This is a genomic window from Micromonospora haikouensis (assembly GCF_000876225.1).
GTDB lineage: Bacteria > Actinomycetota > Actinomycetes > Mycobacteriales > Micromonosporaceae > Micromonospora > Micromonospora haikouensis.
Genome location: NZ_JXSX01000001.1, coordinates 253,563 through 275,613 on the forward strand (window position 1 = coordinate 253,563; position 22,051 = coordinate 275,613).

Consider the following 22,051-nt stretch of genomic DNA (forward strand, 5'->3'; position numbering starts at 1 on the left):
ACGGTCGCCCGCGCGAGACCTGCCCGGTGGGCCTTCACGGCCAGGCCGATGGCTCCTACGATGAGCTCGGCCGCCCGGCCACAACGACGTCCTCCGATGCAAGGATCGGCTCGTGCCGCCATCCGCACCGCACCGACCGGTGTCCCGCGCGCCCGGCGCCCCCGGTCCGTCCCGCGCGCCCGGTCACGCCGGTTCCTCCCGGGTGCCCGGCTGCTCCGGTTCGCTCCGGGTCCCCGGCGCGGTCGTGTTGCTCGCCGTCCTCGCCGGCACGCTCGCCGGCTGCGGCACGCCGCCGGAGCTGCGCCAGCCCGCCGCCCTGCCCAGCATCGGCACGCCCGGCACCACCCCGTCGGCTTCCGCCCCGCCCACCGGCCCGGCGACACCGCTCACCCCGCCGGCGGCGGGGCCGCCGACCACCCCGGCCTCCGACCTGGTCGCCGGCCCCTGCCCCGACGGCCCGTCGGTGGACCGGGTCGTCGCGCTGCTGCGCGGCCCGGCCGGGGTGCTGTCCCGCTCGGTCGCGGTACGGGCGGGCGACGGCCCGCTCTGCGCCGGGGACTGGCAGTACACGGTGCTGCGGGTGACCGGGCACGAGGAGCTGCAGGTGGTCACCCGGGGCCGGCCGGGCGACCTGGAGCTGGTCACCGCCGGCACCGACGTCTGCACCATCGAGGTACGGGTGGCCGGGCCGCCCGGCATCCGGGCACTCGCCTGCGACGCCGTCCCCGGTGCCGTACCGGGTGCGTAGGCTGGCGGCATGCCGGGAACACCGCCCACCCGTTTCGTCTACCTCGGCCCCGAGGGCACCTTCGCCGAGCAGGCGCTGCGCACCGTGCCGGCCGCCGAGCGCGGCACCCGCACGCCCGCCCGCAGCGTCGGCGAGGCCCTGGAGAGCGTCCGCGCCTCCGAGGCCGACGCGGCCCTGGTGCCGCTGGAGAACTCGATCGGCGGCGCGGTCGGCGTGACCCTGGACGAGCTGGCCGAGGGGGAACCGCTGGTGATCACCCGGGAGGTGATCCTGCCGGTCGAGTTCGTGCTCGGCGCCCGCCCGGGGACGTCGCCGGAGGAGATCCGCTCGGTGGCCGCCCATCCTCAGGCGTCCACGCAGTGCCGGGGCTGGCTGCGCGCCCACCTGCCGGACGCGGTCGTGGTCGACGTGCTCTCCAACGGGGCCGCCGCGGCGGGCGCGGCGACGGGCGAGTACGACGCGGCGATCTGCGCCCCGATCGGGGCCGCCCGGCACCGGCTGGCGGTGCTCGCCGACAAGATCGCCGACCATCCCGACGCGGTGACCCGCTTCGCGCTGCTGTCCCGCCCGGGCCCGCCCCCGCCCCCCACCGGGGACGACCTCACGTCGCTGGCCGTCTACATCGCCCATGACCGGGTGGGCGCGCTGCTGTCGGTGCTGATGGAACTGGCCGTGCGCGGGGTGAACCTGACCCGCATCGAGTCCCGCCCGACGGGCGAGGCGCTGGGCCGGTACGTCTTCTTCCTCGACTGCACCGGCCACGTCGCCGAGCCACGGCTCGGGGAGGCGTTGCAGGGGTTGCGCCGGGTCTGTGCCCAGGTGCGGTTCCTCGGGTCGTACCCCCGGCACCGGTGGGCGCAGCCGGCGGGCGACCGGCCCATCCCCGCACCGGCCGGCCTGTCGGACGCCGACTACGCCGACGCGGCGGCCTGGCTGGCCCGGTTACGCGCCGGCGAGCTGAGCTGACCCCGGCCTCGCCGGCCCGGCTCGCGGCGGCGAGCTGAGACCGGGGCGCCCCGTGTCGGGCGCCCCGCCCGGGTCAGCTCGTCGCCGGCCCGGCGACGGGTCAGCTCAGCAGGCCGCCGAGCAGGCCGCCCTGCTGCTCCTGGGCGCCGCTGCCCGCGATCGGCGGCTCCTCGGAGGGCTGCACCACCACGAAGCCCTGCCCGGCGAAGCTCATCGTGAACGCCTCGCCGGTGCTGCGCCCCAGCAGCGTGCCCAGGCCGAACTGCTCGGCCCGGTGGTAGCCGGTCTGGAGGTTGGCCGACCAGCAGACGGCGGCCTGCGGGTCGACGTAGGTCGGGGCGTCGACGTTGAGCACCACCGGGGTGCCCTTCGTGGTGATCGCGATCCGGCCGTGGCCGGTGAAGACGCAGTTGAACAGGCCGGACGAGGAGGCCATCCCGGCGCCGCCGACCATGCGGATGTCGTACTGCAGGGTGGAGTCGAAGGCCAGCACGCTGGATCCGTTGATCGACAGGGCGTCGCCGGGCTCCAGGTCGATGATGTGCACGTCCTTGGCCAGCTCGGCGAGGAAGACGTCGCCCCGGCCGGTGAGCTTCATCAGCGGGACGCCCTCGCCGGTGAGCTTCTGCTTGAGGAACTTGCCCAGGCCGCCGGAGCCGAGCGCCTGGAACTGCACCTGACCCTGGTAGGCGACCATCGACCCGACCCGGGCCATCGCCTCGCCGTTCAGCTCGATCTTCAACATCTTGGAGTTCTGCAGCCGCATGCCGGGCTGGGTGGACTCCTTCTCCAGGTTCTCGGCGGAGAACAGCGCGCTGCGCATGGAAATGCCTCCTGACTCGGGGTGTCTGCCCGGAGGGTAGGTGACCAGCGCAACCGGTGACATCGGCCGAGCGGGGCCGGCCCACCGTCGCTGGGCGCGGACCGGACGGACGGGGACGGGGACGGGGACGCCGGCGCGGACCGGACGGAGGGGACTCCGACGCCGACCCGTCAGCCCCAGCCGAGGTCGTGCAGCCGTTCGTCGTCGATGCCGAAGTGGTGGGCGATCTCGTGCACCACGGTGACCGCCACCTCGTCGACGACGTCCTCCTCGCTGTCGCAGATGCGCAGGATGGGGTGCCGGTAGATGAAGATGCGGTCCGGCAGGACGCCCGCGTAGTCCCAGCCCCGCTCGGTGAGGGCGTGCCCCTCGTAGAGGCCGAGCAGGTCCTCGTCGCCGGGGGGCGGGTGGTCCTCGACGAGGATCACCACGTTGCTCATCAGCCGCAGCAGTTCCTCGGGGACCTCGTCGAGGGCGTCCCCGACCAGTTCCTCGAAGCGCTCCCGGCTCATCTGGACCGCCACGCCCCCATTGTCCCCGAGCCGCCCCCGCGCACGGGGCCCAAGATCCCTCTCGTACGGAAAAGTCCCCGTCCGTGCGGACGGGGACCCTCCGCGTCACGTGGGCGCGGGGAGCCTCAGGAGGCGAGCCGGGCCGTGAGGCTGATCTGGGCACCCGGGGAGAGCAGGCGCGAGATCGGGCAGTTCTCCTTGGCGGTCTCGGCCAGCTTGGCGAACTGGGCCTCGTCGAGCCCCGGGGCCTGGCCGACCGTCTCCAGGTCGATCCGGGTCACGGTCATCCCCGCGTCGGTCTTGTCGAAGTGCACCTTCGCGGTGGTCTCCACCGACGTGCCGGTCGCGCCGGCGTCGGCGAGCTGCTTGGAGAACGCCATCGAGAAGCAGGCGGCGTGGGCCGCCCCGATGAGTTCCTCGGGGTTGGTGCCCTCGCCCTCCTCGAACCGCGACTTGAAGGAGTAGTTTCCCTGGAGCCCGCCCTTGCCGGTGCGGACCGTGCCGGAACCCTCGGTGAGATCGCCCTGCCAGCGTGCGGAAGCGGTACGGATAGGCATGAGCCGACGCTAACCGAAAGCCGGGCGGCGGGCGACCCGGTGCCCGTGATCCGGCCACGCCGATCGTGGCGGTCGCGTTCCCGGCCACGCGGTGCCTGCTGTGTCATGATTCGGCTCAGGCCCACGAGGTTCAGGCCCGCGAGGTTCAGGCCCACGAACGCGGAGAGGTGGCCGATGTCCGACGATCTTTCCATCCCCCGGCAGGACAGCCGGGCCGGCGGTGCCAGCGTCGTGGAGTGGGGTGGGCCCGAACCTGCCCCGTCGGGGCGGGTGGGTCGCCCGCTGTCCCGGCTCGGGCGGGACCGCCGGATCCCGCTGGTGGCGGCCGGCCTCGGCGGGGTGGCCGCGTTCGCCTCGCTGGTCGGGGAGTGGCTGGTGATGACCGTGCCGACCGGGGGGCCCGAGGGCGACACGCTGCGGGTGCCGGGCGGGGTGTCCGACGTCGGCGGCTTCGGGCTGGGCTATCTGGTGGGCCTGTTCGCGCTGGTCACGGCTGCGGCCCTGGCCCTGCGGGGCAGCGCCGCCGTGCGGCACGACGCGCGGGTCGCCGGCCTCGCCCTGTCGACGGCCCTGGTCGGCGTCCTGGTCGCCACGTCGGTGTCGCTGGACGACTCGGGCCGGCAGGCCCTCTACTCCTCGGAGGACGGCTTCCAGGTCGAGTACGGCCGGGGGCTGGTGGCGGCCTTCGCGGCCTGCGTGCTGTTGGCGGCGGCGCTGTACCTCGCCGGCCGGACCGAATCCGGGTCACCGGACGAGAGCGCGCCGCAGGCGGAGCACCCGCCCGCCGAGGAGACCGACCTGCCCCTCGGGCCGGCCGACCTCACGGTGCAGCCGACGGTCCCCTTCGCCCGCCCGGAATAGCGCCCGGGGCGCGCGCAACCTGGGTGTGGTGTCGAGTTGCCGCCCGGTTCGCCGGGAAGCCATGGCCGCGCCCGGTTACGCGAGGTACGGTGGCTGCCCGCCGTCACTGCTGGTCGAGGCACCGACGACCCAGAGACAGGGCCGGCGCGACGGCGGCGGGCGAAGGAGGAACCATGACCCGCCCGGGGCTGCCCAAGCTGATCGCCACCGACCTCGACGGGACGCTGGTCCGCAGCGACGAGACCGTCTCCGCGTACACCCATGAGGTGCTCGACCGGGTGCGGGCCGCCGGCATCCCGGTGGTCGGCGCGACCGGCCGGGGCCCGCGACTCACCGAACTGACCCGCAACGACATCCGCGCCGCCGACTTCCTGGTGCTCGCCGGCGGTGGCTGGGTGGTCGACCAGAGCGACCCGGCCGGCCCGGAGTTGCTGCGCGAGGAGCGGCTCTCCCGGGAGGTGCTGGCGCGGCTGCTCGCCGACCTGGAGGCCGAGGTCGGCCCGCTCACCGTGATGGTCGAGGCGTCCGGCGAGGCCGGTGCCCCGCTCTGGGGCGACTACCACCCGAGCTGGCCGTACCCGGACCTGTTCGAGCCGCGTACCCGGGACGAGTGCCTCGGCACCGACGTGATCAAGGCGTTCGCCCGGACCGCCGACCACCACGTCGACGCGCTGCTGGAGACCGCCCGCCGGATCATCGGCCCCGAGGTCGCCGCGCTCACCCAGGCCGGGCTCGGCTTCGTCGAGATCTCCCCGCCCGGGGTCGACAAGGCGTCCGGGCTGCACGTCGTGGCGCAGCGGCTCGGGGTGGACCCGGCCGACGTGCTGGTCTTCGGTGACATGCCCAACGACCTGCCGATGTTCGAGTGGGCCGGGTGGTCCCGGGTGGCCGTCTCCAACGCCCACCCGACCGTCCGCGCCGCCGCCGACGAGGTGACGCTGCGCAACGACGACGACGGAGTCGCGGTCTACCTGGACCGACTACTCTCCCGGTGATGGGAGAGACACCTCGGCTGGTCGCCACGGACATCGACGGGACCCTGCTCACCGACGAGCGGACGCTCAGCCCCCGCACCCGCGACGCGCTGGCCCGGATGTCCGCGCGGGGCACGCCGGTCGTGCTGGTCACCGGCCGCCCGATCCGCTGGCTCCAACTGGTGTACGAGCAGCTCGCCGAGCCGCTGCCGGCGATCTGCGCCAACGGCGCGGTGGTGTACGACCCGGTGGCCGACGAGGTGCTCCGGGCCGACCCGCTCGCGCCGGAGCTGCTCGCCGAGGTGGCCCGGCGGCTGCGCGCCGAGGTGCCCGGGGTCAGCTTCGCGGTGGAGATCGTGGACAGCCGCGAGATGCGGCACGAGGCCGGCTATCCGCTGCGCTGGGACGCCGACGCGGAGGCGATCCGGGCGATCACCTCGCCGGAGGAGCTGCACTCGGTGCCGGCGGTGAAGCTGCTGGCCCGCGCCGGCGAGCAGGACCCGGACGTGTTCGTGGAGGTGGTCGCCGGGGCGCTGCGCGGGCTGGCCGAGGCGACCCACTCGTCGTACACGGGGCTGGTGGAGATCTCGGCGGCCGGGGTGACCAAGGCGGCGGGCCTGGCCTGGTACTGCGCCCGGCTCGGGATCGACGAGCGGGACGTGCTGGCCTTCGGCGACATGCCCAACGACGTGCCGATGCTGACCTGGGCCGGCCGGGGGGTGGCGGTGGCGAACGCGCACCCCGCCGTCCTGGCGATCGCCGACGAGGTGACGGCGGCGAACTCCGCCGACGGCGTGGCCGCGTACCTGGAGAAGGTCTTCGGGGTGGGCTGAGACGCGCGCCGGGCCTGCGGCGGCCCGGCGCGCGACGGTCAGAGGTATTGCCCGGTGCTGTGTCCCTCGCCGCCCTGCGGCTGACCGATGCCCGGCATGCCCGGCATCATCCCGGCGGGGCCGCTGGGCAGCGCCTGCCGGCCGGAGCGCATCTGCTCCAACTGCACGCGGGCGGCCATCTGCTGCGCCACCAGGGCCGCCTGGATGCCGTGGAACAGCCCCTCCAGCCAGCCGACGAGCTGGGCGTGGGCGATCCGCAGCTCGCCCTCGCTGGGCGCCTTGTCCTCGGTGAAGGGCAGCGAGATCCGCTCCAGCTCGTCGCGGAGCTCGGGGGCCAGGCCCTCCTTCAGCTCGACGATCGACCGTTCGTGGATCTCGCGCATCCGGTGCCGGCTCGCGTCGTCGAGCGGGGCTGCCTTGACCTCCTCCAGCAGCTGCTTGATCATGCTGCCGATCCGCATCACCTTGGCGGGTTGCTCGACCAGGCGGGTCGGGTCCTCGCCCGCGGCCTCGTCGGTCTGCACGGTGCCGACCGGGCGGCCGTCCGGGCCGACCACCACCACGGTGCCGGATCGCCCGGTGCCGTCGCGGCCCGGCTCGTCGTCTTGTCCAGCGGAGTGCGCTTCGGTCATGCGTTCCATCTTGACCCAGGCGACGGGCCGCCCGCTCGCCGGGACCGGCACCGGGTCGCGGGTGTTCCCCGACCGGGCACCCTCGGGGCCTTCTGCCGCGCTACCGTCGCCGGCATGCCCGCCGACCCCCGTTCTGTGCTCGACCGCCCCGCCCCCGCGCCGGACGCCACCGTCGCCTACGGCGGGCACCCGGACCAGGTCGCCGACCTGCGCCGTCCGGCGGGGGACGGCCCGCCGCTCCCCCTGGTCGTGGTGGTGCACGGCGGCTTCTGGCGGGCCGAGTACGACCGCGGCCACACCGGGCCGCTCGCGGCGGCGCTGGCCGCGCTCGGCTATCCGGTGGCCCAGCTGGAGTACCGGCGCACCGGACAGCCGGGCGGCGGCTGGCCGGGCACCCTCGCGGACGTGCTGGCGGGCGTCGCCGCGCTGCCCGGGCTGGCCGGGCCGGTGCTGGGCGACCGGCTGCGCCCGGGGCCGCCGCTGCTGGTCGGCCACTCGGCCGGCGGTCACCTCGCCCTGTACGCCGCGGCCACCGCACCGGGGACGGTGGCGGGGGTGCTGGCGCTCGCCCCGGTCGCGGACCTGACCGAGGCGTACCGGCTGGACCTGGACGGCGGGGCGGTGGCCGCGCTGCTCGGCGGCGGGCCGGCGGAGCACCCGCAGCGGTACGCCGCCGCCGACCCCCGCCTGCTGGTGCCCATCCCGACACGGACGGTGATCCTGCACGGCCGGCTGGACCGGCAGGTGCCGATGGGGGTGAGCCGGTCATATGCCGCCGCCGCGCGGGCGGCCGGCAGCCCGGTGGAGCTCGTAGAGCTTCCCGAATGCGAGCATTTCGGGCTCATCGACCCCGAGTCGTCCGCCTGGCCGGAGGTGGCCCGTGGGCTGCGAACCTTGCACTTTGATCACTGAACATTGACGCAGCGTCGCCGAACCGGTAGAACGCCGAGGGGACGGTATCGGCCCAGCTCAGCTCCCGGAAGGAATTCGGTGTCCCAGATGAACCGCAGGCGGGCACTCCAATTGTTGGCCGCCCTCGGTACCACGGGCCTGACCGCCGCCTGCGCCACGGACGGCGACGAAGGGCCGGCGACCCCCACCGGCAAGCCGGTCAAGATCGGTCTCATCGCACCGCAGACCGGTGGCTTCAAGGCCATCGGCGACGAGATCGTCAACGGCTTCCAGCTCTATCTCACCCTCAACGGCCAGCAGCTCGGCGGGCATCCGGTGACGGTGGTGACCGCCGACGAGGGTGAGACCGCCAAGACCGGCAAGGCGGCCGTCGACAGCCTGCTCAAGCAGGGCGTGCTCGCGCTCACCGGCGTGGTCAACTCGGCCGTCATGGTGGGCATCCGGGACACCGTCGAGAAGGCCCGGGTGCCGCTGGTCGGCTCCAACGCCTCGCCGAAGAGCCTCCAGAGCGTCGTCTACATCTGGCGCACCTCCTACGTGCTGGACGAGCCGGGCCGGGCGATCGGCCCGTACATGGCGCAGCGGCTGCCCACCGGCAGTCGGGTCGCCATCATCGCCCCCGACAACCTCGGCTCCCGGGACGTGATCCAGGGGCTCCAAGCCCAGTTCAGCACAGCCGGAACGGGCGACCCCCGGATCGCCGACCCGGTGATCTGGACCGACACCAGCAGCACGCCGGGCGGCACCGCGTACACCGCCGACATCCGCACGGCCCTGGCCCGCCAGCCGGACGCGATCTTCTGCCACTTCGCCGGGCCGGCGGCGGTGCAGTTCATCAAGCAGCTGTACCGCGAGGGGTGGACGGGCCCGATCTACGCGCCCGGCTTCCTCACCGAGGGCACCGTGCTCGACGAGGTGCAGGAGGTGGAGGCGCGCAACATCGTGACCGCGCTGAACTACTCCGCCGACCTGAACAACACCGCCAACCGCACCTTCGCCTCGGCGTACCGCAAGACGCACGGCGCGTCCCCGACCACCTACGCGATGGCGTCGTACGACGCGGCGCAGGTGCTGGACAAGGCGATCCGGCTGGCGGGGGGCGACCCGACCCCGCAGCAGGTCAACCTGGCGCTGGGCAAGATCGGCCAGATCGACAGCCCGCGCGGGGCGTGGCAGTTCAACCAGCCGCGAACACCCCAGCAGAAGTGGTACCTGCGCAAGGTGCAGCGCGACGGCCAGGTGCTCTCCAACGTCCTGATCAACGAGCTGGCCACGCTCGGCTGACCGCCCACCCGACGACACCGCGCGGGCCGGTCTCCCCCCAGGCGAGACCGGCCCGTGCGCGGGTGGGTCGCGCCCGTCAGTCGCGCAGCTCCGCGATGCAGCACTTCACGCTGCCGCCGCCCTTGCGCACCTCGGTCAGCTCGACCGGCACGGGGGTGTAGCCGGCCGCCTTCAGCTTGCCGGCGAGCCGGGACGCCTCGCTGTTCAGGACCACGTTCGCCCCGTCGCTGACCAGGTTCAGGCCGAACGCCAGGGCGTCAACGTCGTCCGCGACGATCGCGTCGGGGAAGAGCTGGGCGAGGACCCGCTGGCTGGCCGCCGAGAACGCGCCCGGGTAGTAGACGATGTTCCCGTCGTCGATCGAGGCCAGCGCCACGTCGAGGTGGTAGAAGCGGGGGTCGACCAGGTGCAGCGACACCACTGGTCGGCCGAGCGCCTCCTGCGCCTCGGCGTGCGCCGGCAGCTCGGTGCGGAAGCCGTGGCCGGCGAGGACCAGCCCGCCGTGCGCCTCCGGCAGGTACGCGAAGTCGCCCTCGCCCTCGTTGGTCTCGTTCGGGGCGATGAAGTGCCAGCCCCGCTCCTCGTAGAAGGCGCGGTGCGCGGCGGCCTCGGCGGCCCGCTGCTCGTGCTTGAACCGGGCGCCGTAGACCGTCCCGTCGACGACGAACGCGCCGTTGGCCGCGAACACCATGTCGGGCAGGCCGGCCTCGGGGGTGAGCAGGTGCACGTCGTGGCCGAGACCGAGCAGCGTCTCGCGCAGCCGGTCCCACTGCTTGACCGCCAGCGCCGCGTCGACGGGCGTGGTGACGTCCATCCACGGATTGATCGCGTACGCGACGGCGAAATGCTCGGGCGAACACATGAGATATGTCCGCTTTCTGGGGATCCGGTGCTGGTTCACGGAAACCAAGAGTAGGTAGCCTTGAACCTTGGTAACAGCCACAACCATTGCTTCCTGAGGGCGGAACGTTGCAGATAGACGCGGTGGATCAGCGAATCATTGCGTTGCTGGTGGCGGACGCCCGCGCCTCGTACGCCGACATCGGCAGCCGGGTCTCGCTCTCCGCCCCGGCCGTCAAGCGCCGGGTGGACCGGCTACGCGCAGCCGGGGTGATCCGGGGATTCACGGCCGTCGTCGACCCGGCCGCCGTCGGCTGGACCACGGAGGCCTTCGTCGAGCTGTTCTGCGCCGGGCGGACCACCCCCGCCCAGATCGGGGTGGCCGTGCGCCGGCATCCGGAGGTGGTCGGGGCGTACACGGTCTCCGGGGAGGCGGACGCGCTGGTGCACCTGCGCGCGGCGGACATCTCGCACCTGGAGGAGGCCCTCGAACGGCTGCGCGCCGAGTCGTTCGTGACCTCCACCCGCAGCACCATCGTGCTCTCCCGCCTCGCCGAGTCCCCCGGCGTCGGCCCCTCCACCTGAGGGACGCCGACCTGAGCCGCCCGGTCGGGCACGGGAACCGGAGTCGGACACGCGGCGTCGAAGCGGCATGACCCGGGCAACCGTCACCGCCGCCGTCGGCACGCTGGCCGCCCTGACCCTGCTGGCCGGCAGCGCCGCCGCGAGGCCGGCCCCGGAGCCGGCGCCGCCGACCGCCGCGCCCCGGCTGGTCTCCTTCGACACCTGCGCCGACGCGCTGGCCCGGCTGCGCGCCGCCGCCTCCGCCTCGGTCGGGCCGTGGGGCTTCCAGCCCGGCTGGCGGACCGGCTTCGCCACGGGCGGGGCCGGCGAGCCGCTGGCGCTTTCGAGGGCGGGAGACGGTGCCCGGGCGGCGCAGGGCGCGACGCCGGAGCACTCCGGCACCAACGTCCACGAGCCCGGCGCCGACGAGCCGGACCTGGTCAAGACCGACGGCCGGCGGATCGTCACCGTCACCGGGGGCGTGCTGCGGGTCGTCGACCCGGCCACCCGGCGCACGAGCGGACGGCTGGACCTGACCGGCGACGACGCGCGACCCGGGCCGGGGGAGGGCAGCCTGCTGCTGCACGGCGACCGGGCGCTGGTGCTGCTCCGGGGCAGCACGCCGGTGCTCCCGAACGGCACGTCGGCCCGCCGGCCGGCGGGCGGGCCCACCGGGGCCAGGCTGCTCCTGGTGGACCTGGCCGGGCGGCCCGCGCTGGTCGGGACGTACCGGATCGACGGGAGCCTGCTCGACGCGCGGCTGACCGGCCCGACGGCCCGGGTCGTGGTCCGCTCCCAGGCCCGGCTGGTTTTCCCCGAGCCGGGCGACGGGGCCACCGAGGCGCAGCGGCTGGCCGCGAACCGGGCGGCGATCGGCCGGGCCGACCTGGACGCGTGGCTGCCGGCGTACGACTGGACCGAGGGCGACCGGCGCGGCGGCGGCCGGGTCGGCTGCGACCGGCTGGCCGCCACCGCCGACACCACCGGCACGGCCCTGCTGACCGTGCTCAGCTTCGACCTGGCCGCCGGCCGCCTCGGCGACGGCGACCCGGTGAGCGTGGCCGGCGACGCGGACACCGTCTACGGCACCGCCGGCAGCCTCTACCTCGCCGGGCAGCGGCAGCGGCCGGGCCAGCTCCGGCCGCGCGGCTGGGGCGGGCCGGCCGGACGCGACCCGGGCACCGCGATCTACCAGTTCGACACCCGCGCGCCGGGCCGCCCCCGCTACCTGGCCGCCGGCACCGTGCCGGGCACGCTGCTCGACCAGTACGCCCTGTCGGAGTGGCAGGGCCACCTGCGGGTGGCCACCACCAGCGGCGACGACCGGGGGTCCCGCCCGACGACCGAGTCGGGGGTGTACGTGCTGACCCGGCGGGGCGACCTGCTGACCCGGGTCGGCGCGGTCACCGGCCTCGGCCGGGGCGAGCGGATCCACTCGGTGCGCTACCTCGGCCCCACCGGTCACGTGGTGACCTTCCGGCGCACCGACCCGCTCTACACGCTCGACCTGACCGACCCGGCGGCGCCCCGGGTCACCGGCGAGCTGAAGATCACCGGGTACTCGGCGTACCTGCACCCGGCGGGGCCGGGGCGGCTGCTCGGGGTCGGCCAGGAGGCGGACGCCGACGGGCGGGCGCAGGGCCTCCAGGTCTCGCTGTTCGACGTCGCCGACCCGGACCGGCCCACCCGGCTGGCCCGCCACCATCTGCCGGGGGCCGGTTCGGCCGTGGAGTTCGACCCGCACGCCTTCCTGTACGACCCCGGGACGGGGCTGGTGGCGCTCCCCGTCCACGACGGCGGGCTGCTCCTGCTGCGGGTCGCCGGGGCGACCATCGTGCCGGCCGGCACGGTCACCCACCCCGGCCGCGCACCGGTGAGCCGGTCGTTGCTGGTCGGCGGCGTCCTCTGGACCGTCTCCGACGCCGGCCTGCGGGCCGACGACCCGGCCGGCGTCGCCGGGCCGGTCAGGATCGCCTGGCTCCCGGCGACCTGACCCTCCGAGCCGGCGGGTGGGGCCCGGCACTCGGGCCGACCGGGCCCCACCCGCCTCCGCGTCGTCGGGGGAGCCCTGCGGGCGGCAGAGATCAGCCGGCCGCGGAGGACCCTGCCGTCGGCCTCAGAGATACATGCCGGTGCGGTGCTCGCCCTGGTCCCGCCGGCCGGGCTTGTCGCCCTCGCCGAAGAACCGCTTCCCGCCGAACTCGCCGTGCAGCCGGTCGTCCAGCTCGTCGGCGAGACCGGTCATCACCTGCACGGCCAGCATCAGGTGGGTGGCCTGGAAGTCGCGACCGAAGACCGGGATGGAGGCCCAGACCGTGTCGTCGGCGCAGTAGAGCCGCCCGATCGGCATCCGGTTGGTCAGCTCGGACAGCTTCACGTAGAGCCGCTCGGTGGGCTCGACCTCCGTGAGCACCGGCGAGAAGACGTCGACCAGCGGCGGGTTGTCGCGGACCCGGACGAAGACCATCGCCGACCCGGCCCGGATGTTGATGTCGCCGTCGGAGTCGACCTGCAACTTGTCGGAGTCGGACTTGAGCATGGCGGACACCACGGTCCGCACCTGCTCGGCGAGGGCCAGCACGTCGGTGCGCGGCCCCTGGGCGGCGGCCAGCGCCTCGTCGAGGTCCGCCTCGACGTCCTGGTCCGGGCCGAACTCGCTGCGCGCGGTGCCCAGCGGCTCCATCGGCACGGGCCCGCCCTCGGCGTCGTGCACCAGATAGACCAGGAACGCCGGGTGCGGGGCCCCGTAGACGTCCCGCAGGGTGCGGGAGAGGAGGGCGGCCAGCCGGGTCGCCTCGGTGGTGTCGCCGGTCAGCCCGAAGTGCTCGCCGGAGCCCTCGATCACCCCGGGCGGGGACCAGCCGAGCGCCACCATGTCGGCGACGGCCGCCCGGTCCAGCCGGTAGCCCTGCGGCAGGGTCGCGTTGCCGACGGCCCACGCGGAGAGCCGGCCGTCGTCGGCGAGGTCGATGCTGATGGAGTAGATGGCGTCGCCCGTGCCGGAGGCGGTGGGGTCGAGGGTCAGCTCGACGTGCGTGCCGGCGGGCAGCTCCCGGAGCCGCTCGGCGAGGGCCCGGGCGAACTCGCGCCACGCCTGGGTCACCTTCGCCCGCAGGTCGGCCGTGGTCGGCTCGTCCAGCAGGATCGACTCGTGCTGGTGCTCCGACGGGCCGCCGGACGCCGACGGGCCGCCGTGCTCCGGCTCGCCGTCGTGCTCGGGGGTGCCGCCGGGCGGGTCCGAGGCCGGCGTCGAGGGGTGGCCTACCGTCATGATCGCCTCCGTCCGTTGCGGTCACCCTACCCAGGCCGCCCGGAACCCGAATCAGGCCGGACCGGGATCGGACACCGACGCGCCGGGGCGGCCGTCAGGCCGGGGGCCGGTCCCCCAGCTCGACCGGCCAACCGCCCGCCAGCGCGCTGAGCCGGTCGGCCGCCGCGACCGGATCGGCCCCCCGTCCCACGGCCACCCCCAGCAGGTACGCGGAGACCGGCGCACCGGGCCGCAGCACCTGGTGCGCGACGTCCCGGGCCAGGTCGAGCACCACCGGCACCGGCACCTCGGCCGGGTCGAGGCCCAGCTCCGCGCAGGCCGCCGTCACCCAGTCCTCCAGCGTCGTCACCGTGTCCACTCCTCCGCCCGGCGTACGTCATCGTCAGTGTCGCAGTCGAACCAGGGCGGCGGGCCCGTCCCGGACCAGGGCACGTCGCGCACCGTCAACCCGGCGAGCAGGGCCCGCACCGCCGCGCCGCCGAGCGAGCCGCCCCGGGCGGAGGCGAGGCGGCCGAACGCGGCCCGCAGCGGCGCGACCCGCCACACCCCGCAGAGCTGCTGCCGCCGGCCGTCGCCGTCGACGAGGCACACCCCGTCCACGGTCGGGTCGGCGAGGTGGTCGCGCAGCAGGCGTACCGCGTCCCGGGTGAGCAGGGGCAGATCGGCGGCGAGCAGCGCCACGGTCGTCGTGCCGACGGGCAGCAGGGACACGCCGGCCGCGGCGGCGGCCACCGGCCCGCCTCCCGGGGGGCGTTCCCGGGTCGACCGGACGCCCGGCGGCACCGGGCCGGCCGGGCCCACCACGATCCGTACGTCGGCGTCGGCGACGGCGTCGAGCACCCTGTCGCGCATCGGCAGGCCGCCAACCGGCACCCCGGGCTTGTCCACGCCGCCCATCCGGCGCGCGGCCCCGCCCGCCAGCACGACCGCCGCCCAGTCCCCCACGCGGCCACCGTACCGCCCGGTGGGGCCGTGGGGGCATGTCGCGCAGTCGACAGGCGAAGCGCCGGACGTCGGTCCGGCGGGGCCTGTAAATCTTGTTACTTACTTCCTAGAGTGACGACTCAGGAACGTTACGTTTCGAAGTCCGCCCCACCCGTCGGGTCCGGCCGATCACGACCGCTCCTTCAGCCGGGCGTGACGTTCTTCGAGGTGGACGGAGGTGCCACATGTCAGCAGGTGACCACACCGAGCTGCCCGTCCTGGTCGGCCGGGACTCCGAACGCGCGCTGCTGCGCGAGGCGCTGGACCAGGCCCGCGCGGGATGCGGCGGCGCGGTCTTCGTGGTCGGCGGCGACGGCCTGGGGAAGTCCCGGCTGACGTTGGAGGCGACGCACCACGGGCGGCAGGCCGGCATGGCGGTGCTGGTGGGCCGCGCCGGCTCGACCGGCCGCGCGGTGGCCCTGCGCCCCCTGACCGAGGCGCTCGCCCCCCTGTCCCGCACCGAGCCCGTCCTGGAACACGCGAGCCTGCGGCCCTACCGGTCCGCCCTCGGCAGGCTCATCCCCCAGGACCTGTCCGTGGGGACGGCGGGTCCACCGTCGCCCGTGCTGCTCGCCGAGGCGGTGCTGCGGCTGCTCTCGGTGACCGGGGCCGGGCGGGGCTGCCTGCTCGCCCTGGAGGACCTGCACGACACCGACCCGGCGACCCTGGCCGTGGTGGAGTACCTGGCCGACAACCTCGCCGACCAGGGCGTGCTGCTGCTGGCCACCCTCCGCGCCGAGCCGGGGCCGGCGTGGGACCTGGCGCAGGCCCTGGGCCGGCGGTGCAGCGGCACCGTCCTGCGCCTCGAACCGCTGAGCCGGCGCGCCGTGCGCCTGCTGGTGGCGTCCCGGCTGGGCCTCGCCCCCGAGCGGATCGCGGAGCCGGTTCTCGACCGGCTCTGCCGCGACAGCGCCGGCAACCCGTTCCTGGCGGCGGAGCTGCTCCGCGCCATGCTGGACAGCGGCAACCTGGTGGTGCACGACGACGGGTGCCGGCTGGTCGACGGCGTACCCACCGAGGTGCCGCCGACCGTGCGGCGCAGCGTCACCGACCAGGCCGACCGGCTCGGCCCCGCCGGACGGCACCTGCTCACCGCCGCGGCCGTGATCGGCGAGCGGTTCCCGGTCTCCGTGCTCGGCCTGGCGCTGAAGATGGGGCAGGACGACCTGCTCCGGCACCTGCGCGCGGCGGTCACGGCCGGACTCGTCACCGCCGAGGGCGGCGACCACGACTGGTACGCGTTCCGCACCATGACCACCGCCGTCGCCCTGCTCGGCCAGCTCACCCCCACCGACCGGGCCGCTCTCGCGCACCAGGCGGTGGACGCGGTGAACGAGCTGCACCCGGGCCTGCCCGGGGACTGGTGCCGGTTCACGGCCCGGCTCACCCGGCTGGCGGGCGACGTGCCGGGCGCCGTACGGCTGCTCGCCCTCGCCGGTCGCCGGGACCTCAACGCCGGGCGGCTCCGGTCGGCCGCCGACACCCTCGACGGGGCGTGGCGGCTGGCGGCGGCGGGGGTCGACGTCGCGCTGCGCGCCGACGTGCTGCACGAGCTGCTGTGCGCGCTGCTGGAGAGCGGCGAGGCCGGGCGCGGGCTGCGGCTGCTCGACAGCCTCGACGACCTGTGCCACCCGGCGGTCCCGCCCGAGCGGCTGGCGGCCGTGCACGTCCTGTTCGCCCGGCTCGCCCTGCTCGCCGGACGGCGTACCGACGCCGCCGCGCAGCTCGACTCCGCCCGGACGCTGCTCGGCCCCGGCGCGTCCGAACGGCAGACCGCGCCGGTCGACGCCGTCGCCGCCCACCTGGGCCTGGACGCCCCAGGGCGGGCCACCCGGCTCGCCACGCGCGCCGCCGCGGCGGCGGAGAGCGCCGGGCTGCCCGGCGTCGCCTGCCTCGGCTGGCAGGCGCGGGGCGTGCTGGCCCGCCGGACCGGGCCGGAGGGGGCCCAGCCCTGCTTCACCCGGATGCGCCGGATCGCCGAGCGGCACCACCTGCCGCTGTGGCGCACCCAGGCCGCCGCCCTGCTCGCCGAGCAGCGGTGGCTGCTCACCGGTGACGCCGACGCGCTGGCCCGCAGCGCGGAACGGGCCCGGCAGCTCGGCGCCCACGCGCTGCGCCACGCGGTCGACGTCCGGCTCGCCTGGGACCACGCGCTGCGGGCCGAGTACGCCGAGGCCGAACGGCTCGTCGAGGAGTGCACGACCGACGCGCAGCGGCTCGGGCTGGGCGAGTCCGCGCCGCTGCTGTCGCTCGTCCGGGCCGTCTGCGCGGGGCACCGGGGGCGACGGCACGAACTGGACGCGGCCCTGGCCGGCCTGTCGGGCGACGGCGAGCCGGTGGCGGCCCTCGCCCACGGTATGGCCGCGGCGGTGTGCGCGCTGCTGGAGGAGGACCCGGCGCGGGCGCGCCGGGAGCTGGACCGGGCGGCGGCGTACGACGCCGGCTGTCCCGCGCCCTATCCGCTCGCCGGCCAGCACGGGCTGGCCCTGCTCCTGGCGGTGCTGCCCGGCGACGCCGACCGGCGGCTCTGCGGCGACGCCGGTGGCACGCCCGCCGGGCGGCTGCACTGGAACCGGCAGTTCGTCCTGCTGGCGAGGGCGGTGCTGCTGGGGCGGCGGGGTGACCGGGAGGCGGCCGGCGCGACGGTGGCGGCCCTCCGCCGGACCCCCACCCACCCCGTGGCGCTCCACCTCGGCCTGCGGCTCGTCGCGCCCTGCGCCCACGCGGACCGGTGGGGTGAGCCGGTCGACTGGCTGCGCGGCGCGGAGGAATACTTCCGGCTGGCGGGGGTGCCGGCGCCGGCCCGCGCCTGCCGGGCGCAGCTGCGCGACCTGGGGGTGGTGGTGCCGCACCGGCGCATCGGGAGCCGGGTCCCGCAGCCGCTGCGGATGATCGGGGTGACCGAGCGGGAGTACGAGGTGCTCCAGCTCATGGCGGACTGGTCCGACAACCGGAGCATCGCCAGCGAGCTGTTCATCTCGCCACGCACGGTGGAGAAGCACGTGGCGAGCCTGATCGCCAAGACCGAGCAGGCCAACCGGGCGGCGCTGAGCCGCTACGCCGCCCGGGTCCGCGAGGAGGTCAGGCCGGACTGACCGTCCGGTAGCGGCCACCGAGGAAGACGGCGGGGTCGGCGTCGTCCGCGGCCTCGCACCAGTACGGGGAGCCGAGCACCAGCACGTGGTCGGCGACGGCGATCACCTGGGTCACCGCGCACACGGCCGCCGCCATCGCCCCGTCGAGCAGCGGCATCCCGTCGAGGGCGCGGTGCGCCACCCCGGCGAACCGGTCCTCGACGGCGCCGGTGGCGAACCGGTCGGCCAGCGCACGCTGCCGGCGGCCCAGCAGGTTCACCGCGAACCCGCCCTCGGCGGTGATCGCGGCGAGGGTGCGGCTGGTCCGGGCCAGCGAGACGAGGAGCAGCGGCGGACGCAGGGACACGGACGTGAACGCGTTCACGGTGCAGCCGACGGGGTGCCCGGCCGCGCGGCTGGTCACCACCGCCACGCCGGTGGCCCAGCTGCGCATGAACTCCCGCAGCTCCGGCCCGCCGACGGGGGTGGCCCGATCGGGACCCGAGCCGACCGGAGCCGCCCGGTCCGGCCCCGGGCCGCCGGCGGGCGCGGCCCGCTCCGGGCCGGTCGCCGCGTGCCGGGGGACCACGGTGGTCATCGCGCGCCGGCCAGGTCCGGCCGTCCGGCCGCCCCGCCGGGCCCTCCGGCGGCCGTCCCGTCGAGTTCCGCCTGGCAGCGGGCGCGGCGGCCGATCAGCTCCGCCCGGTCCGCGCCGGGCAGCTCCAGCGCCCGGCCGTAGTCCGCGACCGCCTCCGCCCACCGGCCCGCCGCCTCGTGGACGAACCCCCGGTTGTAGAGCAGGTCCGGGTTGTCGCCGTCCACCGCGAGCGCGGCCGTCAGGTCGGCGACGGCCCTCCCGTGGTCCCCGCCGTCGAATGCCAGGGCGGCCCGGCTGGCCAGCGCGGCGACCAGCCCCGGGTCGGCCGCCAGCGCCTCGTCGAGGTAGCGGCGGGCCTCCGCCTCCGCCCCGTCGGCCAGCGCCAGCACGCCCCGCAGGTGCAGCAGCCGGGCGTCGGCGGGGTGGCGCAGCAGGCCCTCCTCGACGTGCGGCCGGGCGGCGTCGACGGCCCCGTCGTCGAGCAACAGGCTGACCAGGTTCACCCGGGCGTCGAGCTGGTCGGGTTCCAGCTCCACCACGTAGCCGAAGTCGGCGATCGCCCCGGCCACGTCACCCAGCTCGGCCTTGAGGTCGGCCCGGTTGTAGTACAGCTCGAAGAACGGCGGCGACAGGCTGATCGCCGTGTCGCAGTCGGCCACCGCGCCGGTGAGGTCGCCGAGCCGCCGCCGGACGTCCGCCCGGTCGAAGTAGTAGTCGGCGTAGTTCGGGTCCAGCTCGATGACCCGGGTCAGGTCGATGAGGGCCTCGTCCAGCCGGCCCAGGGCCAGGTACGCCTTGCCCCGGTTGTGCACGAGCACCGAGCGGTGCAGCCGGTGCTTGTCGCCGGGCAGCTCGCGGTCGAGCCGGTCGAGCCCGTCGTCGACCAGCCGCAGCGCCGCCGCCACCCGGCCGAGCCGCATCTCGATCAGCGCCAGCCCGTTGTTCTGGAACACCGAGTGGAAGGCCCGCTTCTGCGGGTCGGGCAGCAGCGAGGCGATCGCGATGGAGTTGTTGATGTAGCCCCGGGCCAGGTGGTGGTCCTTCAGCTCCTCGGGATGAAAACGGGTGTAGAGCATCGCCAGCGCGTACCCGGTGGACATCTGCAGCTCGGGGTCCGCGTACCGGCTGCGCAGGTCGAGGTACGTGGGTTCCGCCTCGACGGTGCGGCCGAGCACCACCATGGCCGAGCTCGCCCGCGTGCTGAGCAGCCAGAACCGCTCCATCTGCGTGTCCGGGTCGACGATCGCCCGGCCACGGGTCCCGTAGTCGATCACCGCGTGGTAGTAGCCCAGCGCGCCGCAGTGCCGCGCCGCCTCGTACAGCGCCTCCGCGCCGGCCCCGGCGGGGTCGCTGCCGCGCTCCAGGTGCCAGGGGATCGCGCCGAGTTCCAGGCTCCATTCGCCCCGCTCGCGCAGCAGCGCGGCGCGCGCGTCGTGCAGCGTCGCCCGCACCTGCGGGTCGGCCTGCTGGTACGCGGCCGACTCCGCCGGGTCGGTGGAGGTGCCGTCGGCGTCGACGTACGCCCGAAGCAGCGCCGCCGGCCCGCGCCCGGCGGGGCCGGCGGCCCGGGGCAGCTCCGGCAGCCGGTCGGCGTACCGGTCGAGGGCACCGGTCAGCTCCGGCTCCAGCGGTGCGCCGTCGGTGCCGACGAGCACCCGCACCACGTCGGGTCGCACCCGCCGCAGGAAGATGGCCAGGAACTCCTGGTCGGTGGGGTCCGCCTGGTCCACCCGGTCGAACGCGAGCCGCAGCGGGAGGCGGCCGGCGCGGGTGGCGTACCCGGCGAGGAACTCCGTCGCGCCGTGGGCCAGCCGGCGGGTGCGGTTGGCCGGGTAGATCCGGGTCCGCTCCTCGGGCACCGCCAGCGAGGTGAGCGTCTCGGGGGCCGCGTCGAGCGTCCCGCGCAGCTCCGGGGCCGCCGACAGGATCTCGGTCAGGTGCCGCTGCACGAGGTCGGGCCAGCGTTCGTACGCCTGCGGCACGAGCTGCCGCAGCACGCTGCCCAGCCCGGTGTAGGGGCCGCGCAGGCCCCGGTGCGAGTCGACCGCGAGATCGACCTGCTCGCCGTCGACCGGCGCCGGCCCGATCCGCCATTGATGTGCAGTCATGCCGTTGCTCCTCGCTTGGTGGGCCTTGTTCGCGGTGGGTGTCGGGGGAGGTGGGCCGGGCGGGCCGTCAGCCGGCCTCGGCCGGCTCCGTGGCGGGGGCGGGCCGCCGTCGGGTACGCCCGGCGAGCAGCGGCAGCAGCACGATCTCGAACGTGACCAGCAGCAGCGAGCCGACCGAGTCCCAGAAGCCGGGGCCGGTGGGCGAGCCGTGCGCCAGGGCGGTGAAGACCCGGGAGGCGAACTCCAGCACCAGCGGCGCGGTCCACAGGGTGACGGTGATCAGCAGTGCCGCCACTCCCCCGCAGGTGATCAGCGCGAACCAGGGGGCGAGCTGCCGGTCGCGCGGGGACCAGTCGGCGTCGGCCAGGTCCGCCCGGCGCACCCCGGGCAGCCAGGCGAGCCGGTCGCGCAGCCAGGCGCGGCTCACCTCGTCCAGGTTCGTGCAGCCCAGCGCCGTGGTCGCCACGTAGTACAGGTCGGTGCGCAGGAAGACGTAGCACTGCCAGGACATCCGCAGGAGCACGGTGTACGCCACCGCCAGCGCGAGCCGCCCCGGCCAGGACAGCCCGTCGGACAGGCCGGCCCACGCGACGAGCACCAGCGCGCCGAAGAGCACCGCGTCGGCCAGCAGCCCGGCCAGCATCGGCAGGTAGCGCTGCCGGGCCGGCACGGTGAGCAGGGCGTCCAGCTCGGTCTCCACCACCGCGTAGTAGAGCCGGCGGCCGACCCGCATCTTCGTCGGCAGGCCGAGCCGGCGGGCGGCGAGCAGGTGGTACCACTCGTGCCACAGGATGGCCGGCGACTGGCACAGGGCCAGCCCGAGCTGCACGGCCAGCAGCGACGGGACGAAGAACACGTTCGAGGCGTGCGGTCGCAGCTCCGGCCGGGACACCATGGCCACGGCGGCGGCGACCACGATCAGCGCGTACGCCGCCCAGGCCGGCGGGGAGAAGGCGGCCCGGCCGAGCCGGCGGAAGCGTACCTTCGGCGCGGTGGCCGGCGGTTCCCCGTCGGCCCGGACGAAGCCGAGTTCGCGCAGCGTGTCGACGAAGTCGGCCATGTCGACGGGCTCGCCGAAGGTGCGCTGGTACCACTGCTCAGCCTCACCGACCGGCATCCCGTCGGCGAGCCGGCGCAGCAGCGCGACGCCGTCCTCGGGCAGCAGGGCGAAGGACGTGGCGTCGACCCGGCCGACCGTCACCCCGTCCCGCTCCGGCACGTAGGTGAGCGGATGGAACTCCAGGCGGGTGCTTGACATCGCTCCTCCAGCGCGTGGACCGGGCCTTTCGGGGTGGCCTCCCAGGGGTGGACCCGGCGACGGCCGTCCCGGCTCGGGAGCCGGGACGGCCGGACCGGTCAGCAGCAGTCGGTGCAGTACAGCGGCGCCGACGTGGTGAGCTTGATGGAGCCCGTCTTGCGGATCGTGATCTTCTTCATTTCCGTTCACCTCCTCGGCCGGCTGGTCGTTGGGGCGGCCGGCTGAGGACGAACCTGCCAGCCGGGCGTGCCC

21 protein-coding genes are annotated in these 22,051 nt (G+C 75.4%); 10 read left to right on the forward strand and 11 right to left on the reverse strand.

Annotated features, from left to right (window positions below):
* Positions 1-112 precede the first annotated feature (112 nt).
* Both TK50_RS01110 and pheA read left to right on the forward strand, forming a co-directional pair.
* Positions 113-748, forward strand: a complete 636-nt coding sequence (locus tag TK50_RS01110) for a hypothetical protein (protein ID WP_374199697.1) — start codon at positions 113-115, stop codon at positions 746-748.
* A 9-nt stretch (positions 749-757) separates the two neighbouring features.
* Positions 758-1,714 carry a prephenate dehydratase gene (gene pheA, locus TK50_RS01115; RefSeq protein WP_043960913.1) on the forward strand — a complete coding sequence of 319 codons (957 nt, stop codon included), beginning with the start codon at positions 758-760 and terminating at the stop codon, positions 1,712-1,714.
* 100 nt (positions 1,715-1,814) lie between these two features.
* Here the strand turns inward: pheA and TK50_RS01120 are convergent, their stop codons facing one another.
* The 3 genes from TK50_RS01120 to TK50_RS01130 all read right to left on the reverse strand — a co-directional run bounded on the left by TK50_RS01120 (position 1,815) and on the right by TK50_RS01130 (position 3,606).
* Positions 1,815-2,537 (reverse strand): AIM24 family protein, encoded by a 723-nt coding sequence (locus TK50_RS01120; RefSeq protein WP_043960914.1) that lies wholly within the window; start codon positions 2,535-2,537, stop codon positions 1,815-1,817.
* 170 nt (positions 2,538-2,707) lie between these two features.
* Entirely contained in the window at positions 2,708-3,049 is a 342-nt protein-coding gene (locus tag TK50_RS01125) for a metallopeptidase family protein (RefSeq protein ID WP_043963608.1), read from the reverse strand.
* A gap of 125 nt (positions 3,050-3,174) precedes the next feature.
* Complete coding sequence (locus TK50_RS01130) at positions 3,175-3,606, reverse strand: OsmC family protein (protein ID WP_043960915.1); 432 nt, start codon at positions 3,604-3,606, stop codon at positions 3,175-3,177.
* A 174-nt stretch (positions 3,607-3,780) separates the two neighbouring features.
* Here TK50_RS01130 and TK50_RS01135 point away from each other — a divergent pair, with 174 nt between their 5' ends.
* From TK50_RS01135 to TK50_RS01145, 3 genes are all read left to right on the forward strand, one after another.
* A complete protein-coding gene (locus TK50_RS01135) occupies positions 3,781-4,467 on the forward strand; it encodes a hypothetical protein (protein ID WP_043960916.1) in 687 nt (228 codons plus the stop codon).
* A 173-nt stretch (positions 4,468-4,640) separates the two neighbouring features.
* Positions 4,641-5,462 carry an HAD family hydrolase gene (locus TK50_RS01140; protein WP_043960917.1) on the forward strand — a complete coding sequence of 274 codons (822 nt, stop codon included), beginning with the start codon at positions 4,641-4,643 and terminating at the stop codon, positions 5,460-5,462.
* Positions 5,462-6,274 carry an HAD family hydrolase gene (locus TK50_RS01145; RefSeq protein ID WP_043960918.1) on the forward strand — a complete coding sequence of 271 codons (813 nt, stop codon included), beginning with the start codon at positions 5,462-5,464 and terminating at the stop codon, positions 6,272-6,274. Before TK50_RS01140 ends, TK50_RS01145 begins: the two co-directional genes overlap by 1 nt.
* 38 nt (positions 6,275-6,312) lie before the next feature.
* Here the strand turns inward: TK50_RS01145 and TK50_RS01150 are convergent, their stop codons facing one another.
* The gene (locus tag TK50_RS01150) at positions 6,313-6,915 is read right to left on the reverse strand and encodes a bacterial proteasome activator family protein (RefSeq protein ID WP_043963610.1); all 603 of its coding nucleotides are present in this window, start codon (positions 6,913-6,915) and stop codon (positions 6,313-6,315) included.
* Positions 6,916-7,020: 105 nt separating this feature from the next.
* Here TK50_RS01150 and TK50_RS01155 point away from each other — a divergent pair, with 105 nt between their 5' ends.
* Positions 7,021-7,818, forward strand: a complete 798-nt coding sequence (locus tag TK50_RS01155) for an alpha/beta hydrolase family protein (RefSeq protein ID WP_043960919.1) — start codon at positions 7,021-7,023, stop codon at positions 7,816-7,818.
* Between the two features lie 78 nt (positions 7,819-7,896).
* The gene (locus tag TK50_RS01160; RefSeq protein ID WP_043960920.1) at positions 7,897-9,102 is read left to right on the forward strand and encodes an ABC transporter substrate-binding protein; all 1,206 of its coding nucleotides are present in this window, start codon (positions 7,897-7,899) and stop codon (positions 9,100-9,102) included.
* Positions 9,103-9,178: 76 nt separating this feature from the next.
* On the opposite strand, the gene ddaH is transcribed toward TK50_RS01160, so the two are convergent.
* A complete protein-coding gene (gene ddaH, locus TK50_RS01165) occupies positions 9,179-10,012 on the reverse strand; it encodes a dimethylargininase (protein ID WP_338390893.1) in 834 nt (277 codons plus the stop codon).
* Between the two features lie 59 nt (positions 10,013-10,071).
* Between ddaH and TK50_RS01170 the strand changes: the two genes are divergently transcribed.
* Positions 10,072-10,527: an Lrp/AsnC family transcriptional regulator gene (locus tag TK50_RS01170; protein ID WP_043960922.1), complete on the forward strand. Its 456-nt coding sequence runs from the start codon at positions 10,072-10,074 to the stop codon at positions 10,525-10,527.
* Between the two features lie 67 nt (positions 10,528-10,594).
* Positions 10,595-12,499, forward strand: coding sequence for a beta-propeller domain-containing protein (locus TK50_RS01175; RefSeq protein WP_043960923.1), 1,905 nt, complete (start codon positions 10,595-10,597; stop codon positions 12,497-12,499).
* 123 nt (positions 12,500-12,622) lie between these two features.
* Here TK50_RS01175 and TK50_RS01180 read toward each other — a convergent pair whose 3' ends face one another.
* The 3 genes from TK50_RS01180 to mobA form a co-directional block, all read right to left on the reverse strand.
* Positions 12,623-13,777, reverse strand: a complete 1,155-nt coding sequence (locus TK50_RS01180; protein WP_043960924.1) for a T3SS (YopN, CesT) and YbjN peptide-binding chaperone 1 — start codon at positions 13,775-13,777, stop codon at positions 12,623-12,625.
* A 94-nt stretch (positions 13,778-13,871) separates the two neighbouring features.
* Positions 13,872-14,126 carry a DUF6457 domain-containing protein gene (locus tag TK50_RS01185; protein WP_043963612.1) on the reverse strand — a complete coding sequence of 85 codons (255 nt, stop codon included), beginning with the start codon at positions 14,124-14,126 and terminating at the stop codon, positions 13,872-13,874.
* On the reverse strand, positions 14,123-14,722 hold the full coding sequence (gene mobA / locus TK50_RS01190; RefSeq protein ID WP_199485953.1) for a molybdenum cofactor guanylyltransferase: 600 nt from the start codon (positions 14,720-14,722) through the stop codon (positions 14,123-14,125). The genes TK50_RS01185 and mobA overlap by 4 nt, the downstream gene beginning before the upstream one ends.
* Before the next feature lie 224 nt (positions 14,723-14,946).
* Here mobA and TK50_RS35350 point away from each other — a divergent pair, with 224 nt between their 5' ends.
* Positions 14,947-17,856, forward strand: coding sequence for a helix-turn-helix transcriptional regulator (locus TK50_RS35350; RefSeq protein ID WP_052503562.1), 2,910 nt, complete (start codon positions 14,947-14,949; stop codon positions 17,854-17,856).
* On the opposite strand, the gene TK50_RS01200 is transcribed toward TK50_RS35350, so the two are convergent.
* The 3 genes from TK50_RS01200 to TK50_RS01210 form a co-directional block, all read right to left on the reverse strand.
* On the reverse strand, positions 17,843-18,433 hold the full coding sequence (locus TK50_RS01200; protein WP_052503563.1) for a flavin reductase family protein: 591 nt from the start codon (positions 18,431-18,433) through the stop codon (positions 17,843-17,845). The genes TK50_RS35350 and TK50_RS01200 overlap by 14 nt on opposite strands.
* Positions 18,430-20,541 (reverse strand): tetratricopeptide repeat protein, encoded by a 2,112-nt coding sequence (locus TK50_RS01205; RefSeq protein ID WP_052503564.1) that lies wholly within the window; start codon positions 20,539-20,541, stop codon positions 18,430-18,432. Before TK50_RS01205 ends, TK50_RS01200 begins: the two co-directional genes overlap by 4 nt.
* A 67-nt stretch (positions 20,542-20,608) precedes the next feature.
* The gene (locus TK50_RS01210; protein ID WP_052503565.1) at positions 20,609-21,799 is read right to left on the reverse strand and encodes a hypothetical protein; all 1,191 of its coding nucleotides are present in this window, start codon (positions 21,797-21,799) and stop codon (positions 20,609-20,611) included.
* Positions 21,800-22,051: the final 252 nt, after the last annotated feature.

Coding starts and splice junctions, on each gene's coding strand:
- TK50_RS35350 (WP_052503562.1), top strand. CDS start 14,947: ATGTCAGCAGGTGACCACACCGAGCTGCCCGTCCTGGTCGGCCGGGAC.
- TK50_RS01125 (WP_043963608.1), bottom strand. CDS start 3,049: ATGAGCCGGGAGCGCTTCGAGGAACTGGTCGGGGACGCCCTCGACGAG.
- TK50_RS01180 (WP_043960924.1), bottom strand. CDS start 13,777: ATGACGGTAGGCCACCCCTCGACGCCGGCCTCGGACCCGCCCGGCGGC.
- TK50_RS01145 (WP_043960918.1), top strand. CDS start 5,462: ATGGGAGAGACACCTCGGCTGGTCGCCACGGACATCGACGGGACCCTG.
- TK50_RS01200 (WP_052503563.1), bottom strand. CDS start 18,433: ATGACCACCGTGGTCCCCCGGCACGCGGCGACCGGCCCGGAGCGGGCC.
- TK50_RS01155 (WP_043960919.1), top strand. CDS start 7,021: ATGCCCGCCGACCCCCGTTCTGTGCTCGACCGCCCCGCCCCCGCGCCG.
- TK50_RS01120 (WP_043960914.1), bottom strand. CDS start 2,537: ATGCGCAGCGCGCTGTTCTCCGCCGAGAACCTGGAGAAGGAGTCCACC.
- TK50_RS01135 (WP_043960916.1), top strand. CDS start 3,781: ATGTCCGACGATCTTTCCATCCCCCGGCAGGACAGCCGGGCCGGCGGT.
- TK50_RS01140 (WP_043960917.1), top strand. CDS start 4,641: ATGACCCGCCCGGGGCTGCCCAAGCTGATCGCCACCGACCTCGACGGG.
- TK50_RS01130 (WP_043960915.1), bottom strand. CDS start 3,606: ATGCCTATCCGTACCGCTTCCGCACGCTGGCAGGGCGATCTCACCGAG.
- TK50_RS01150 (WP_043963610.1), bottom strand. CDS start 6,915: ATGGAACGCATGACCGAAGCGCACTCCGCTGGACAAGACGACGAGCCG.
- TK50_RS01210 (WP_052503565.1), bottom strand. CDS start 21,799: ATGTCAAGCACCCGCCTGGAGTTCCATCCGCTCACCTACGTGCCGGAG.
- pheA (WP_043960913.1), top strand. CDS start 758: ATGCCGGGAACACCGCCCACCCGTTTCGTCTACCTCGGCCCCGAGGGC.
- TK50_RS01175 (WP_043960923.1), top strand. CDS start 10,595: ATGACCCGGGCAACCGTCACCGCCGCCGTCGGCACGCTGGCCGCCCTG.
- TK50_RS01205 (WP_052503564.1), bottom strand. CDS start 20,541: ATGACTGCACATCAATGGCGGATCGGGCCGGCGCCGGTCGACGGCGAG.